The organism is Gilvimarinus polysaccharolyticus (genome assembly GCF_001187555.1).
In the GTDB taxonomy this organism is placed as follows: domain Bacteria; phylum Pseudomonadota; class Gammaproteobacteria; order Pseudomonadales; family Cellvibrionaceae; genus Gilvimarinus; species Gilvimarinus polysaccharolyticus.
On sequence record NZ_LFIJ01000002.1, the window covers coordinates 715,090 to 730,221 of the forward strand.

The following is a 15,132-nucleotide window of genomic DNA, read 5'->3' on the forward strand; positions in this document are numbered from 1 at the left end:
AGCTTAAAGTGAAGATCAAAAAAAGGCGCAGAGCTATATCTGCGCCTTTTTTATGTGATAGCGGGTGCGGCTACGCTTTAATTTCGGCGTTGTGATAAACCCGTTGCACGTCATCGGTGTCGTTCAGCATGTCGACCAGCTTTTCAAACATTTCTACGTCGTCGCCAGAAATCTCGGTGACGGTTTGCGGTACAAACTGAATCTCGTCCACCTCAAAGTCGATGCCTTCATAAGCTTCGCTTAGGGCGTTGCGCACTTTGGCGTATTCGGTATTGGGGGCAAATACGGTAATTTTGCCATCCTCGGACTCAATGTCGGTCACGTCCACGTCGGCCATCATTAACACTTCTAAAACCGCCTCTTCGTCTTCGCCGGCAAACACAAAAATGGCGCTGTGATCAAACATGTGGCTAACAGTGCCCGAGGTGCCCAACTTACTTTTGGTTTTGTTAAAGCAGGTGCGAACATCGCCGATGGTACGGTTGGGGTTGTCGGTTAAACAGTCGACAATCACCATAACATTACCGGGGCCAAAACCTTCGTAACGCGCTGACGAAAAGTCTTCTCCTGCGCCGCCTTTGGCTTTATCCAGCGCTTTTTCGATGACGTGACTGGGTACCTGATCTTTTTTAGCGCGCTCGATTAAGCTGCGCAGCGTTAGGTTGCCCGCAGGCTCTACGCCGCCTTGTTTGGCGCAGACGTATATCTCGCGGCCGTATTTGCTGTAAACCTTGGCCTTGGCGTCCGAGGTCTTGGCCATGGATTCTTTGCGGTTTTGGAATGCTCTTCCCATTGCTCTGCCCTTATGTAGCGCCCACGGCTTGCTATTGATGTTGCTAGCGTTTAGCTGGGCGACGATGCCGGTGATAGTGTTGGTGATAGTAACGGCGCAAATTCTACCGCTTATCGGCGTTGCAGGGAATGCCTACGCTTGTTATAAGCCTGGCCACCATAGCTCGGGTAGCGCCTCTTTACGTATTAGTGCGGCAATATCCATCGATAGCGCGATGCTGACGTGTACCGCGACCCCGCCCCAGATAGATCGCGAACGCAGCGCTAAAATGCCTAAAAATAAGCCAAATAAAATCGCGCCGGTGGCCTCCAGCCAAAGCTTGGGAAAGTGGATCATTAGGTAGGGTACGCACATCACCCAAATAGCGTTGGCGCCCAGTGCTGGGCGCAGGGCGTTGAGTAAAAAGCCGCGAAAGAAGAACTCTAAAAAAATAAACTGGCCAATATAAAGGCATTCCCAGGCAAGTAGATCTAACCAGCTGCGCCCTGCTAGCGAGTAAAACGGGTAATGGTTAACAAAATCCTCCCCTAGACTGACTAAATAAACGAACAATAAGATCGGCGTCGCCAGTAGTACATAACCTAGCCAGTGCTCGCGAGTCTCTGCCAAGCGCCAGCCCATATCGCGCATTCGCAGCTTTAACAGGTGTCGAATCACCAGCCAGGGCAGCAACACATAACCCACTAAATGCACCGAGCTCCACCAGGTGTACCCGACCAGTTGCAGCCAGCCTGATTGTTGCAGTTGGCGTACTAGCTGGTCGGCTGGCTGGCCTAATAACTCGGCGCTATGGCGCAACAGCCAGATAAGGTTGGTAGAGTATTTGCCGTAGTGCACCAGCAATAAACAAACGCAAACACAGGCTAAGGTGATAAATACTCGCCGTAGCGCTTGGGGGCGATTTAGCTCGTATGAGGGGGCCTCGCGATCAATTTTGTCGAGTATGTTAAAGAGGTTGGCGCGCGCCAGTAGCTGCTGCAAGGCTTAATCCTTATCTTTGGGCTGAGGTGTAAGGTCGGGCTGAGGTTTCAATGCCGCTGTGAACTCGGTTTGGGCGTAGGGCAAATGTGCTTGAGCATCTTTATAGTAGCCCCGAGTCATGGCGCCCTCTTCGGTCACAAAGCTCTGTACTGCATCGGCAAAACGCTTGTCGCTCAGGTGATGATTAGAGTAAGTCAGCACTGGCTCAAAGCCGCGGGCGATTTTATGTTCGCCCTGAGCGCCGCCGTCAAAGCGCGTGATGCCTTGGGCAATGGCGTAATCAATGCCCTGATAATAGCAGGTCTCAAAGTGCAAAAAGTCAAACTCTTCTAGGCAGCCCCAATAGCGTCCATAAAGGGTTTGGTTATCGCGTAAATACAGGGCCGCGGCCACAGTTTGTGAGTCGTGGTGGGCCAGTACCATAACGCAGTGCTCGGCAAGGCTGGCGCCCAGCGCCTGAAAAAACGCGGCATTTAAATAGCCCCCATGCCCACTGCGTTTTAAGTAGGTGTGTTGATACAGCTGGTGAAAAAATTGCCAGTGCTCGGGGGTAAGCTCGGCGCCGCTTAACGTGCTAAAGCTAAAGCCTTGTTCGCCCACACGACGCCGCTCTTTGAGTACATTTTTACGTTTTCGTGAGGCAAAAGTGGCGACAAAATCGTCGAACGAGCGGTAAGCGCGATTAAACCAGTGAAACTGACAACCGAGCCGCTGAGCGCTGTTGCAGGTTAGTGCATCGCTTACCGCCTGCTCGGGGAACAGGCAGTGCCAGCCCGATAACCCTTCGCTTTGGCAGTAATCACTGAGGGCATGGCCTAGCGCTGTGATGCGTTCTGGGCTGGAGTTGCCCAATAGGCGCGGGCCGCGACATGGGGTAAAAGGAATCGCGGCAATCCATTTGGGGTAATAGTGTTGGCCGTAGCGTTGGTAGGCCTCGGCCCATGCCCAGTCGAACACATACTCGCCATAGGAGTGTGTTTTTATGTAGCCTGGCAGTGCTGTTGTGAGGGTGTCGTCGTCATACACCAGCAGGTGACGACTGTGCCAACCACTGTCGCCATCCACGGCCTGGCTGTCTTCTAGTGCTGCGAGAAACTCGTGGCGTGCAAACGGATAATCGCAACTCAGTAATGCGTTCCACTGCGCTGCGCTAACGGCGTGAATAGACGAGATAAACTCAAGGCGCATTAAGGCTCCAAAACGTCAGCAGCGGCTTTTGGTGGCCGTGCTTAAGGGCAAAATTTAGGCTCTTCTGGGTTAAAAGCAGCGAGTACATCGGCCATATTATCGGCTGCGCGGACATTGTCGATCAAAATCACCTCGCGAGTATCGATGCGCTGGCGCAGTAAGCCAATCTGAGTAAACATGGCATCGTTATCGTTGACTCGGGTTTGCAAGTTGATGCGGCCCTGAGGTTTGCCATCGAGCCAGATTTCGGCGTAGCCAATGGCCGGGTCGGTTGACCAGTGTATGGTCATGGCGACATCGTGCCATACGCCAGCACTGGCAAAGCCGGGCTGGCTCCAGTAAGGCTCGGCGGCGTTTGAACGGCTAAAGCTTAAAGTGTCGCCAATTAGGTTAAAACGCATTTGTTGCTGCCAGCTGTTGTCCGATTCCCAATAGCCTATCTCGTGTTTTACCGCGAGCAGTGGTTCGGGTAAGAAAAAACTCCAGCCTAAAAAGGTGCTGTCGCCCTCACCGGTGGCCGCCGGCTTATAATTAAATTCGCTGCGATTAAGCGCCTCGTTGCCGTGCCAGAGGTACTGTTCGGCACCGGTAATAGCAATCTGCCCGGCGTACTCACCTTGGTATGTACAGCTTGTGGTCACGCTTGCTCCCACGGGGTTGCTGATGTATGACCACTGGGACAAGTCGCCAGTTTCAAAGTCGGCCTGCCAGAGTATATCGGCCTGTGTGCTGGCCGCGGACAGGGTTAAAGCCATTAGGATGATGGGTAGGCGTGAGCGCATGTTTGATTATCCTTCTTATGGGTGTAACAAAACGGGCGTATTAATGTTGGCGCGTAAAAACAAGTTTACCGGTCTAGCCTAGTAGACGTTAAATAAACCGGCACAGGTGCATCTTCCAGCTAAATAGATGTAGCAATATAGCAAGCGGGTTACTCAGCGTCCAAACGGGTTGAGTGGACGGTTAAAAATTGTGTATTGAGTTGAATCTCGGCGGTAAAAAACGGTCACAATGGCTCTGTCGCGGCATTTATCGGATTATTGCTGTGCCAAAAAAGTTTTGCGTCACATCCCATTGGGGCATTTGTGGGCTTCGCTTTTCAACGGGTGTTGCAGTACAATCGGTCGGTTCCAGTGGATGGAAGGCAAATAAAAAGTTTGTATCTTCGGCACATACCGCTGCATGTAGGTTAGCCTGCAAGTTAAGAGCATAACGCTGTAAAACAGGCTCTAATAAACGAATACTTATGCAGAATTTCACAACGCAAAAACCCGGTATGACAGGCGGAGATCGGCTTGGCAATGTTCAGCGCCGCACCTCTCAAGCATTTCGCCGAGTTTCCGAGCGGCGCTGGAAACAGCTAGCAGGTCTTTTGATTCTGCTTTGGCTCACCCATTCACTGGCACAGCTGTTTTGGCTGTTGGTGCCGACCCCTGAGATTCCCGCTGCCGAAATTTCGGCTAATGCCCTGGTTAGTACTAACACTGGCCCGCGTATGGGCGACGTCAATATAAATGAATTGCGTCAGTTGTCACTGTTTGGCGCCGGTGCCGGCGCTGAGACAGAAGCCCAGGTTAACGAGCCGGTTCAACCATTGCAGCCGCAAATCGAAGATGAAGCGGTAGATACCAAGTTGTCGTTGGTGTTGAGTGGAATTATTGGCTCCAGCGTGGATGCGTCGGCTCGGGCTATTATTGCCGATGCAAAAGCTCAAGCCATATACGGCCCGGGTGATGAAATCGAAAACCAGCGCGGTGTGAAAGTTGCCAAAGTGTTGAGCCTGCGGGTTATTTTGGACAACAACGGCCAGTACGAATCGCTTTGGCTCTACAAAGAAGACCCTAACGTCCCGCGCCGACAAGTGCGTTATGACCCACCGCCTGCTGCCAGCCGCAGCTGGGAAGGCGACGAACAACAATATAATGAAAATGACGAGACCGAAGCGGCGGTACAGGGCCCGCTTGAGGCCGATCAAGTCAATGCCACCAGCTCTGGTGCTGTAGTTGAGCAAATTAGCCAAAATTTATCGGATGTAGTGGCCTTTAATATTCACCGTGAAAACGGCCAGATCAAAGGTTACCGAGTGCGCCCTGGGCGCAACCCCGACGCTTTTAATGCCGCGGGCCTTAAGGCGGGCGATGTGGTTACCGGTGTAAATGGCACCGCCTTGGATAATCCCGGCAAAATCATGGAAATTTATCGTAATTTGGGTCAAACCACTTCTGCCAGCCTCGAGATCGAGCGCGATGGTGAAACCGTGACTATTGATGTGGAGCTAGAATAAGTGAGGTTAGTAGTGAGATCGAGCGTCAAGCGAATCAAAGTCGCGCTGTTAGTGGCCAGCCTAGCGCTGCCAGCGGCGGTGATCAGTGCCGAGCAGACTTGGACGGTAAACTTTAAAGATTCCGATATCCAAGAGGTGATTAAATTTATCGCCGAGGCTACCGGTAAAACAATCGTTATCGACCCTAAAGTGCGCGGTCAGGTAAAAGTGATATCGAACGCCCCAGTAAATGGCGACGAGCTCTACGGTTTGTTTTTGTCGATCTTAGATGTGCACGGCTTTACCGCTGTCGAAAATGGCGAGGTGGTGCGGATTGTGCCTAATCGCGATGCTCGTTCGCTGGCGATTCCGACCCAAGAAACAGGCACCAATCTTAACGCGCAAGATATGTATATGACCCAGGTAGTACAACTGGAGAACATTAGCGCCGCTAAATTGCTGCCGGTGTTGCGCCCGTTGGTGCCACAGCACGGGCATATATCAGCGTACGACCCAAGCAACGCCATTATCGTCACCGACACCCGCGCCAATATTGAGCGCCTGCTAAAAGTGATCGCGCAAATCGACAAAGCCGCAGTGGTTAGCACCGAGCTGGTAGAGCTGCGCTACGCGCAAGCCGATGCCATCGTTAAAGTGATTCAGCAGTTAGAAAAGCCCGATGCTCAGCGCGGTAATGCCAGTGCGCCAGTCACCGTGGTAGCCGATACTCGTATTAACGGTGTGTTGGTTAACGGCGATGATATGCAGCGCGAGCGCATTAAAATGCTGATTCGCCGCCTCGATCGGCCGCAAATCACCAACTCTAATGTGCGGGTCGAATACCTCAAGTACGCCAAAGCCGAGCAAGTTGCCACGGTGCTTAACGGCGTGTTGCAGAACATGCAAAAAATGGAAGCGGGAGACGGTAAGTCATCTTCTAGCAACCAAATTAAAGCCAGTGTTCAAGCCGATGAAGACACCAATGCCATTTTAATTACCGCCGATGGCGATACTTTGCAATCGCTGATGGTGTTGGTCGAAAGTTTGGATATACGCCGCGCGCAAGTGTTGGTTGAGGCGATCATTGTCGAATTGGAAGAGGGCGACTCGAAAGAGATTGGCATCGAGTGGATGTACAACGGTGGTGACTCCGGTTTTGGTAGCTCGACGTTGGGTGGCTCAGAGCGGGCCGCGTTGGGTAGTGTGGCCGCAGGGGTATTGGCCGATGACGATAGCGCCACGGCCACTCTTGCTTCCGGTCTCGCCGGAATTGCCGGCCAAGTCTTTGGGGTTGGTCGCATCGGTGGCAATACCGATATGCTGGCGGTATTAAAATTACTCAAAGAGAACGGCTCTACCAATATTCTATCGACGCCTAGTTTGCTTACCACCGATAACCACGAAGCCGAAATTTCGGTGGGTAAAAACGTCCCCTTTGTGACCGGCTCTTATACCGGCACGGGTACCGGTAGCAGTAACCCCACTAACCCTTTCCAAACAATAGAGCGTAAAGACGTAGGGATTTTGCTAACGGTTACGCCTCATGTAAACGACGGCGACACAGTGGTGATGGATATCGCGCAAGAAATTTCCAGTGTCGACCCTACCTCAGACGCCAATGGTTTAATTACCAACACACGTAAAATTAACACCCAAGTGATGGCGGCCTCGGGGGCGATTATCGTACTGGGGGGGTTGATTCAGGATAACGTCAGTATCAGTGAATCCAAAGTGCCGTTATTGGGTGATATTCCTATTTTAGGTAACTTATTTAAAAGCCAAAGCACGGTTAAAACAAAAACCAACTTGATGGTATTTATTCGCGCCAGTGTGATGCCGGACGATGCGATGTTAACGGGTGCTACGGCTGATAAATATCGTCATATTCGCGAAGAAATGCTCGAGCGCCGCAGTAACACTAACTTGTTAACAAGACGAGACGATTTACCCATGTTGCCCGAGTGGGAGGAGCAACTGCGTCGGGTGCAAGCTCAGTATCAATACCAAGAAGAGGCCACCGAGCCCGATGACGCCACTGGCGGCGAAGCAGATAAAATTCCGCCCACCGAAGGCCGTGCTAAGGCCAAGGAGTAAGCGGTGAATAGCGAGATTTCTGAGCTGGCTGATATGCCCGAAGAGTTTGAGCAAAGCGCTATTGTTGAGGATGAAGAACAAGAGCTGGCCGCCAGCGCAGGTGACAGCCCGCGCCTGCCGTTTAGCTATGCCTCCGATCACGGCGTGATGATCGATCCAGAACAACCGCATACCGTGTTGCACAAGCCGGGCTTAACGCTCGATGTGCTGACCGAGTTGTCGCGTTATTTTGACGGCGCTATGAGTCTTGAAGAGTTGCCCGCCGATGTGTTTCAGCAGCGCTTAACGCGCGAGTATCAAAGCAGTGATGGCGCCGCCCAGCGCGCCGCCGAAGACTTAGGCAACGAATTCGATTTATCCTCCATGGCCGATGATCTGGCCGACCGCACCGACCTTTTGGCCGGTGATGATGACGCCCCCATCATCCGTTTGATTAACGCCATTCTCTCGCAAGCGGTGCGCGAAGAAGCCTCGGATATTCACTTAGAATCGTTTGAAGATCGCGTCTCTGTACGGTTTCGGATCGATGGCGTGTTGAGCGAGGTGCTCTCGCCCAAAGCCGAACTGGCACCGGTGCTGGTGTCGCGCCTAAAGGTTATGGCGCGACTGGATATTGCCGAAAAACGCCTGCCACAAGATGGCCGTATTACCGTACGCTTGGCCGGTCACGCAGTGGATATTCGGGTGTCGACGATTCCCTCGGCGCACGGCGAGCGCATCGTGTTGCGGCTGTTAGATCAAGCCGCCGGCCAACTGTCGCTCAAAGATTTGCAAATGCCGCCGCAAGTGCAAGAGCGTTTTGCGCGCGCCTTGGGTCGGCCCCACGGTATTATTTTGGTGACTGGGCCGACCGGCTCGGGTAAAACCACCACGCTTTACTCGGGCTTGAGTCATATCAACCACCCGAGCCGCAATATTATGACCATTGAGGACCCTATCGAGTATTTGCTCCAGGGGATTGGCCAAACTCAGGTCAACAGCAAAGTCGATATGACTTTTGCCCGTGGCTTGCGCGCTATTTTGCGACAAGATCCGGATGTGGTGATGATCGGTGAGATTCGCGACTCAGAAACCGCCGATATTGCTATTCAAGCCAGTTTAACCGGTCACTTGGTGCTCTCAACTTTACACACCAACACCGCCATTGGCGCCATCATGCGTTTAAAAGACATGGGGGTAGAGCCCTTTTTACTCGCCTCCAGCGTTGAGGTCGTGATGGCCCAGCGCCTAGTGCGCAAGCTGTGCCAGGCGTGTAAAGAGCTTTACGAGCCGGTCGAGGCCGAGCGCGAGATGCTTAAACTGCCAGCTGGGCAAACGATTTATCGTCCCGCAGGTTGTAGCAAATGCAACCAAATGGGCTATCGCGGCCGTAAAGGGATTTACGAGTTGGTCGAAATCAACGAGCACATGCGCCACCTCATTCACGAAGAGGCCGGCGAGCAAGAGCTGATTGCCGAGGCGCGTAAGCATTCTGACTCCATTAGCGATGATGGCCGCCGCTTAGTTATCGAAGGCATCACCAGTCTAGAGGAGGTCCTGCGGGTTACCACCGCAGGTTAGGCCGAGAACCTTATGGGAGCTTACAGTTATCGTGCGTTAAGCGAATCGGGTAAAACCGTTAAAGGAATGATGGAGGGCGACTCGGAGCGCCAAGTGCGCGCTCAGCTGCGTGCTAAAAAGCTAAAGCCGCTAGAAGTTAATGATGCCGGCAATGCCAAAGTGCGCGGCGGTAATAACAGCAGCGGCCGTTTGAGTTTTTTGCCCACCGCCCAACCTAAACTTAAAAGCCGTGATTTAACACTCGTTACTCGTCAGTTAGCCTCTTTGATTAGTTCCGGCTTGCCGCTCGATGAAGCCTTGCAGGCCACTGCCAAACAGGCGCAACGGCCGGCGGTTAAACAAGTCGTGCTGCAGATTCGCACCAAAGTATTAGAGGGTTTTAGTTTTGCTCAAGCGCTGGCCGAACACCCCGGCTCGTTTGACGACATGTATCGCGCCATGGTGCGCGCCGGTGAAAGCTCAGGCTTTTTGGGCCCGGTGTTGGATCGCTTAGCCGAACATACGCTTAACTCACAGCAACTTAAATCGCGCCTGAAAACCGCCATGATCTACCCGATCGTGCTGTTGGTGATGAGTGTCGCAGTGATTGTCGGGCTAATGGCGTTTGTCGTGCCAGATTTAGTCAGTTTGTTTAGCCACTCAAAACGTGAATTGCCATTATTAACCCGCGGCTTAATTGCCAGCAGTGACTTTATTGTCAGCTATGGTATTTGGGTGTTGGTGGCGGTAGCCGCCGCCTTTTATGGAATTAAGCGGTGGCTTAAAAATAAAACGCGACAGCGCCGCTGGCACAAAATTATGCTCAAGTTGCCGGTTATCGGCAATGTGGTTAATCAATCTAATTCGGCCCGTTTTGCCGCGACCTTAAGTCTGTTAATGTCCAGTGGTGTACCGCTGCTGCAAGCGTTGCGTATTGCCGGTCAAGTGATGACTAACCTTGTGCTGCAAGAGGCTTGTGAGAATATCGCCAATCAGGTGCACGAGGGTGCTGCGCTTAATCGCGCTATGGAAAAAGCCAACTGCTTTCCGCCGCTGCTAGTGCAAATGGTGGCCAGTGGTGAAACCAACGGCACGTTGCCAACGCAATTAGAGCACGCTGCGCGCGATCAGCAGCGCGAGCTGGAAATGGTGTTGGCGGTATCATTAGGGCTGATGGAGCCGGCTACTATTGTCTTGATGGGCGGCGCGGTACTGGTCATTGTACTGGCAATTTTGCAGCCAATTTTTGAAATGAATAAAATGGTTTAGGGTAATTTAGCGCCCAACGTTAGGCCAATATAGTTTTGTAATATCTGTAATTAAAGGCTTGTTCTGTTAATTACTTATCGTTAACTAGAGGTACAACAAATGATGGCAACAACCGGCCGCCAGCGCGGCTTTAGTTTGATAGAAATTATGGTAGTGGTGGTCATTATTGGCCTGTTGGCGAGTATTGTCGCGCCAATGGTATTGGATCGCGCCGATGAAGCGCGCATCAATAAAGTTAAAGCCGATTTTAAAAACATTCAAACGGCGCTTAACCTTTACCGTATCGATAACTATGTTTATCCCTCCAGTGAGCAAGGTTTGGATGCTTTGGTGACTAAACCCGCCCTTAGCCCTGTGCCACGCAACTGGCGTGCAACCGGCTATCTCGATCAGCTGCCCATGGACCCATGGGGCAGGCATTACTTATTTATTAGTCCGGGCGAGACTCGTGAGTACGATATTTACACGCTAGGCGCCGATGGCGTCACCGGTGGTGAAGGTCAGAGTACCGATATCAGCGTCTGGGATCAGCCCGAAGAGCAATAATTGATATGTTGCGCCGCTCGCGCCAAACAGGTTTCACCCTGATCGAAATTATGATTGTGGTTATGATCATCGGTTTGAGTGCGGGTATGGCAACCCTGGCGTTTGCGCCAGATGACACCACCGAATTAGAAGAGGCGGTGGACAAATTTATCTTACAGGCCGAGTTTGTCGCCGAACAAACCGTACTCACCGGTGATGTGATTGGGCTGTTTGCCGAACCCCGTGCGGCCCGTGATGGTGATACTTGGTGCTATCAATGGCGCCGGTTTCGCAACAGCAGTTGGCAGCCGGTGAGCGATTTTTTAGGTGATCAATGTCTGCGCTCGACACTGGAGCTGGAGCTGGTAATAGAGGGCGAGCCCTACGAGTACGACGAGCGCGAAACAACGCCTAAGCCGGTATTAATGTTTTATCCCAGCGGCGAATCTACCCGCTTAGAAATGGCCCTGTTCACCCGCTTTGACAGCGACCAAGTGGAACGCGTCGAGATCGACATGATGGGCGGTATTCGCTGGTTAAGCCGCGAGCAAGAGCTAGCCGAGCAGGAGCGTGAGCTGTGAAAAACCTGCGCGGCTTTACCTTAATTGAAGTGATGGTAGCGTTGGCGATTGTTGCCACCGCACTGCCGGCGCTGATGATGCTGATTACCAGCCAACTGCAAGGTGCGGGCTTTACTCGCGAAAAAACCCAAGCGTTTTGGATAGCCGAAAACCAACTGACGCGGCTGCAAATGCGCCGTGCATTGGTCGAGCAATATAACCTGCCCGACACTCAAAATGGTGAGGTTACGCGCGGTGGTCAAAAGTGGTACTGGGAGTTAGAAACCCAAGAGACTGAGGTCGAAAATTTTAAACGACTTGATATCCGCGTAGCATTGATCGATAACAAAGACGACTTTCTTGCGACCCTTACGGGGTTTATCAATGAATAAACCTAGTCGTCAAAAAGGCTTTACGTTAGTTGAAGTGGTGGTCGTGGTGGCGATTACTGCCGTGATTATGACATTTAGTTTTCAAAGTTTTAGTGTCGCCTCGCGCAGCGCCACCGCCAGCGCCGATGTTATGGCTCGGGTTAATGAACTGGATCGCACCTGGCAAGTGTTGGGACAGGATTTACGCAACATTCTAAACCCAGTAAACGCCAGTAATGACCCTAACGTGGCCGGTGGCTTATTGCGCCCAGTGCGTGGCGCCAGCGTGTACGACAACATCTCGGCTGAACAGCTGGTGTTGCAGTTTACTCGCGCCAATTGGCTCAACCCAATGAACCGCCCGCGCAGTGATTTGCAGCAAGTGATTTACCGCATAAAAGACGGTATTTTGTGGCGTGATTATCGCCCCGAGCGCAACCTGGCAATCGCAGATTGGCAGTTTACCGAAGATATGATTCAGCAAAAAATGCTTACCGGTATTACTAAGTTGGAGCTGAGGTTTTTGTCTGAACAGCGCGCCCAGCAACAGGACCAAGGCGTGCTAGAGGGCGACGATTACGCTCGCGATTGGGACGAGAGCTGGCCCGCGAGTGGCCAGAGCCAACTTGATACCAGCACGCCCTTGGCGGTGCTGATTACCATAGAGTTAGAAGATGGTTTGATGAGTGAGCGCCTATATGATTTGGCCCACTAACTTACCTCGCCGCCAACGCGGTTCAGTGTTAATACTTGCCATCTTAGTGGTGGCGATGGTGACGGGTTTTGCGATAAAAGCTTCGCGGGATTATCAGCTTAGTATGGCCCGTGCCGAGGCGCGCTGGCACGGTGCGCAGGCGCGGGCGTATTTATCCGGTGCTGAGAGTTTGGCGATTTATTTTCTAGAGTTAGATGAAGAGCTTACCGTCGACAGCTTGCTAGAGCCTTGGGCACAAGAGCTGCCACCGTTTCCGATAGAGGGCGGGGTGATTTTGGCGCAAATAGAAGACGCGTCGGCAAAAATAAATCTCAACGACGTTGTAACCGTCACCGAGAACTTTAAAAAGACGGATGGTGCGCCTAACGACCCTGAACGTTTTAGTACACCGCAAAAGCACTTTTTGCGTTTACTGCAAAGTTTTCCAGAGCAGTATCCAATAACCGAAGAGCAAGCCATTAGCCTGCTGGAGGCGATGGTGGATTGGACTGATACCGATAATGACATAAGCGGCTATAACGGCGCCGAGCGCGATTACTATCAGTCACTCGACCCCATGTACTTGCCGCCTAACGCCGGCGCTTTTACCAGCGTAGAAGAGCTGCGTATGGTGAAGTCTATGACCGGTGAGTTAATGGCGCTGTTGCGACCATTTATTACGGTGTTACAGTCGGAGAGCAAGTTAAACGTCAATACGATTCATCCGCAATTGTTGCGTACGTTTAACACCAAAGATTCTTTGACACCGTTAACGCTTGAGCAGGTGGGTCAAGTGATGCAAGAGGCCGGCATTGAATACGGTCCGGAAAATTTATTTGCCGACAACCCAGCTTGGGATTCAGTTGTTGGCGACAAAGTCGATGACAGTTACGCCGCCACGGCGAGTAATTTTTTTAGGGTGACAACTCGTGTGCAGTTGGGTGACCAACGCCGCAGCATGCAGAGCTTGTTGCAGCGCGAAGAAGGAAAAATTACCGTTACTGCGCGCCGTGATGTGTACGACTATATACTCGACCTCGAACGGGCGGCAACGCCCACGACTATCGGACAAACGACAGACAATGAGTGATCACCTCACACTATATATTGCCCATTATGGCGGCCCTTACACATGGTTGCGCCGCCGTGACGGGCTGCCCGATGAGTTGGGCACGGGCTCGACCGCCGATCTTGCCGAGCAGTTTGGTGGCGGTAATATTAACGCCCGCCTGATTATCGGCGGCCCGCAAGTTGTGGTGCGCCGCCTGAGTTACCTTGAGGCCGAAAAGCGCCACTTGCGTCGATTAATGCCCTTTCAGCTAGAAGAAGAAGTGATTGGCGATATCAGCCAATTTCACTTTGCATTAGGCGCAGCCACAGATGGCGAGGTGAGCTTGGCTTACACCGAAAAAGCGCGCCTGTTGGATATTTTTACGCAATTAGCTGAGATGGGAATTGAGGTTAATCAATGTCTGCCAGCGGCCTTATTACCTAAGCTCGCGCCGCGCCTTCTGGCCTCCGAAGCATTAGCCGATGTTACGGTCGAGCAAGATGTGTGGGCGCTGCACTGGCAAGACAATTTAGTTAGCGTGCGTTATGGCGCAGGTACCGGTTTTACCGTCAGTAGTGCAAGCTTGAGTGCGGCATTAACGATGTTGCTTAACGCCGAAAATCGCATCGATAAATTACCTCAATTGAATTTAAGTGCGCCCGATGAAAATCAATTAGCGCAATTAGAGGCCGCACTACCCTCTGCGCTGGAAGGCGCCAAAAATGAGTCCCATATTGCTGGCATTTGGGATCACGAGCCCGATAGTGACTGTGTTGACTTATGTCAGGGTGAGTTTTCTCAACGCTTACCGATCGAACGCTGGTGGCGCAGCTGGCAGCTAGTAAGCTATGCCGCCGCCGCGGCATTGGTGGTTTATGTGGCGGTGTTGTTGTTATCGTTAAGCCAATTAAAAACTGAAAACCTAGAAGTGCGGCGTGAGATAGAGCAAGTGTTTCGGACTGTGGTGGCTAATGGTCCGGCTAACGATCCGGAGCGGCGTTTGCGTATTATGGCCAGTGATTTGACGCCTAAAAGTCAAAGTGGACAAACGGTAGCGCTGCTCGCTGCTGTTTTACCAGAGCTGGATAGTCGCGATGACATTACTTTAAAAGGTGTTTATTTTACCGCAGAGGCTGGTGATTTATCACTTAATGTACAGGCGAGCACCTTTAATGCGATTGAGTCATTGCGCGGTGCACTTGAAGGCGGTGGCTTGAGTGCTGAGTTACTGTCGGCTAATGCGCAAGGCGATAATCATTCGGCGCGATTGAAAGTGAAGCGGAATCAGCTATGAATAAACTTTTTGAAGCGTTAGCGCGTTACAACCGTCGCGAGCAAACCATCTTATTGGTTGGCGCGCTTGCCATCGTGTTATACGTTTTATGGATGGCCGTATTATCACCACTGCAGGCCAAGCGCGAACAACAAATTATGACTAATGCCTCCACCAGTGCCTCGTTGGCACGGGTTAAAGTGTTGGCGGGAAAAGTTCAGCAAGGCAAGCGTGATAGTACCGCGCAAAGCAACAACAATACAGGCAATATTAGCCAGCTTATCGACACCACTTTGCAGGCTAACGGTTTGCGCATGAGTGGCTTTCAGCCAGGTACTCGCGGTGAAGTTCGAGTGCGCTTAGATGATGTCAACTACAGTGCATTTATGCAGTGGTTGTACGATATAGAGTACCAGCACAGTATTAGCATTTTGGATTTATCGATGGCGGCCAGCAGTAAGCCTGGCAAAGTAACCGCCAATGTTCGCTTAAGTGGCGGTCAATAAGTATTGTGCCAAAAGCGTTTACCCA

General features: G+C 51.9%; 15 protein-coding genes. 11 read left to right on the plus strand and 4 right to left on the minus strand.

Going from position 1 to position 15,132, the window contains the following annotated elements:
- Positions 1-70: 70 nt before the first annotated feature.
- The 4 genes from GILYN3_RS11675 to GILYN3_RS11690 all read right to left on the minus strand — a co-directional run bounded on the left by GILYN3_RS11675 (position 71) and on the right by GILYN3_RS11690 (position 3,744).
- Positions 71-793: a YebC/PmpR family DNA-binding transcriptional regulator gene (locus tag GILYN3_RS11675; protein WP_049723144.1), complete on the minus strand. Its 723-nt coding sequence runs from the start codon at positions 791-793 to the stop codon at positions 71-73.
- 141 nt (positions 794-934) lie between these two features.
- Positions 935-1,774 (minus strand): CPBP family intramembrane glutamic endopeptidase, encoded by an 840-nt coding sequence (locus tag GILYN3_RS11680; protein ID WP_049723145.1) that lies wholly within the window; start codon positions 1,772-1,774, stop codon positions 935-937.
- Between the two features lie 3 nt (positions 1,775-1,777).
- Positions 1,778-2,962 (minus strand): GNAT family N-acetyltransferase, encoded by a 1,185-nt coding sequence (locus GILYN3_RS11685; protein ID WP_049723146.1) that lies wholly within the window; start codon positions 2,960-2,962, stop codon positions 1,778-1,780.
- A gap of 41 nt (positions 2,963-3,003) precedes the next feature.
- Positions 3,004-3,744 carry a polysaccharide lyase gene (locus GILYN3_RS11690; protein ID WP_049723147.1) on the minus strand — a complete coding sequence of 247 codons (741 nt, stop codon included), beginning with the start codon at positions 3,742-3,744 and terminating at the stop codon, positions 3,004-3,006.
- Positions 3,745-4,208: 464 nt separating this feature from the next.
- On the opposite strand from GILYN3_RS11690, the gene gspC reads away from it, so the two are divergent.
- The 11 genes from gspC (at position 4,209) to gspM (ending at position 15,107) form a co-directional block, all read left to right on the plus strand.
- Entirely contained in the window at positions 4,209-5,246 is a 1,038-nt protein-coding gene (gspC, locus tag GILYN3_RS11695) for a type II secretion system protein GspC (RefSeq protein ID WP_049723148.1), read from the plus strand.
- A gap of 12 nt (positions 5,247-5,258) precedes the next feature.
- Complete coding sequence (gspD, locus tag GILYN3_RS11700) at positions 5,259-7,319, plus strand: type II secretion system secretin GspD (RefSeq protein ID WP_232305582.1); 2,061 nt, start codon at positions 5,259-5,261, stop codon at positions 7,317-7,319.
- 33 nt (positions 7,320-7,352) lie between these two features.
- Positions 7,353-8,879: a type II secretion system ATPase GspE gene (gspE, locus tag GILYN3_RS11705; protein WP_049723941.1), complete on the plus strand. Its 1,527-nt coding sequence runs from the start codon at positions 7,353-7,355 to the stop codon at positions 8,877-8,879.
- Positions 8,880-8,891: 12 nt separating this feature from the next.
- Positions 8,892-10,127, plus strand: a complete 1,236-nt coding sequence (gene gspF, locus GILYN3_RS11710) for a type II secretion system inner membrane protein GspF (protein ID WP_049723150.1) — start codon at positions 8,892-8,894, stop codon at positions 10,125-10,127.
- Between the two features lie 102 nt (positions 10,128-10,229).
- Entirely contained in the window at positions 10,230-10,673 is a 444-nt protein-coding gene (gene gspG / locus GILYN3_RS11715) for a type II secretion system major pseudopilin GspG (RefSeq protein ID WP_049723942.1), read from the plus strand.
- Positions 10,674-10,678: 5 nt separating this feature from the next.
- Positions 10,679-11,233, plus strand: coding sequence for a prepilin-type N-terminal cleavage/methylation domain-containing protein (locus GILYN3_RS11720; protein WP_049723151.1), 555 nt, complete (start codon positions 10,679-10,681; stop codon positions 11,231-11,233).
- Entirely contained in the window at positions 11,230-11,604 is a 375-nt protein-coding gene (gene gspI, locus GILYN3_RS11725) for a type II secretion system minor pseudopilin GspI (protein ID WP_049723152.1), read from the plus strand. The genes GILYN3_RS11720 and gspI overlap by 4 nt, the downstream gene beginning before the upstream one ends.
- On the plus strand, positions 11,597-12,298 hold the full coding sequence (gene gspJ, locus GILYN3_RS11730) for a type II secretion system minor pseudopilin GspJ (RefSeq protein ID WP_049723153.1): 702 nt from the start codon (positions 11,597-11,599) through the stop codon (positions 12,296-12,298). The genes gspI and gspJ overlap by 8 nt, the downstream gene beginning before the upstream one ends.
- Positions 12,282-13,367, plus strand: a complete 1,086-nt coding sequence (gspK, locus tag GILYN3_RS11735) for a type II secretion system minor pseudopilin GspK (RefSeq protein WP_049723154.1) — start codon at positions 12,282-12,284, stop codon at positions 13,365-13,367. Before gspJ ends, gspK begins: the two co-directional genes overlap by 17 nt.
- Complete coding sequence (gene gspL, locus GILYN3_RS11740) at positions 13,360-14,622, plus strand: type II secretion system protein GspL (RefSeq protein ID WP_049723155.1); 1,263 nt, start codon at positions 13,360-13,362, stop codon at positions 14,620-14,622. Before gspK ends, gspL begins: the two co-directional genes overlap by 8 nt.
- Positions 14,619-15,107, plus strand: a complete 489-nt coding sequence (gene gspM, locus GILYN3_RS11745) for a type II secretion system protein GspM (RefSeq protein ID WP_049723156.1) — start codon at positions 14,619-14,621, stop codon at positions 15,105-15,107. Before gspL ends, gspM begins: the two co-directional genes overlap by 4 nt.
- Positions 15,108-15,132 lie beyond the last annotated feature (25 nt).

What these genes read in the sequence shown, in the direction of transcription:
- GILYN3_RS11675 (WP_049723144.1), bottom strand. Translation starts at nt 793, where the DNA reads ATGGGAAGAGCATTCCAAAACCGCAAAGAATCCATGGCCAAGACCTCG.
- GILYN3_RS11685 (WP_049723146.1), bottom strand. Translation starts at nt 2,962, where the DNA reads ATGCGCCTTGAGTTTATCTCGTCTATTCACGCCGTTAGCGCAGCGCAG.
- GILYN3_RS11690 (WP_049723147.1), bottom strand. Translation starts at nt 3,744, where the DNA reads ATGCGCTCACGCCTACCCATCATCCTAATGGCTTTAACCCTGTCCGCG.
- gspC (WP_049723148.1), top strand. Translation starts at nt 4,209, where the DNA reads ATGCAGAATTTCACAACGCAAAAACCCGGTATGACAGGCGGAGATCGG.
- gspE (WP_049723941.1), top strand. Translation starts at nt 7,353, where the DNA reads ATGCCCGAAGAGTTTGAGCAAAGCGCTATTGTTGAGGATGAAGAACAA.
- gspF (WP_049723150.1), top strand. Translation starts at nt 8,892, where the DNA reads ATGGGAGCTTACAGTTATCGTGCGTTAAGCGAATCGGGTAAAACCGTT.
- gspG (WP_049723942.1), top strand. Translation starts at nt 10,230, where the DNA reads ATGGCAACAACCGGCCGCCAGCGCGGCTTTAGTTTGATAGAAATTATG.
- GILYN3_RS11720 (WP_049723151.1), top strand. Translation starts at nt 10,679, where the DNA reads ATGTTGCGCCGCTCGCGCCAAACAGGTTTCACCCTGATCGAAATTATG.
- gspJ (WP_049723153.1), top strand. Translation starts at nt 11,597, where the DNA reads ATGAATAAACCTAGTCGTCAAAAAGGCTTTACGTTAGTTGAAGTGGTG.
- gspK (WP_049723154.1), top strand. Translation starts at nt 12,282, where the DNA reads ATGATTTGGCCCACTAACTTACCTCGCCGCCAACGCGGTTCAGTGTTA.
- gspL (WP_049723155.1), top strand. Translation starts at nt 13,360, where the DNA reads ATGAGTGATCACCTCACACTATATATTGCCCATTATGGCGGCCCTTAC.
- gspM (WP_049723156.1), top strand. Translation starts at nt 14,619, where the DNA reads ATGAATAAACTTTTTGAAGCGTTAGCGCGTTACAACCGTCGCGAGCAA.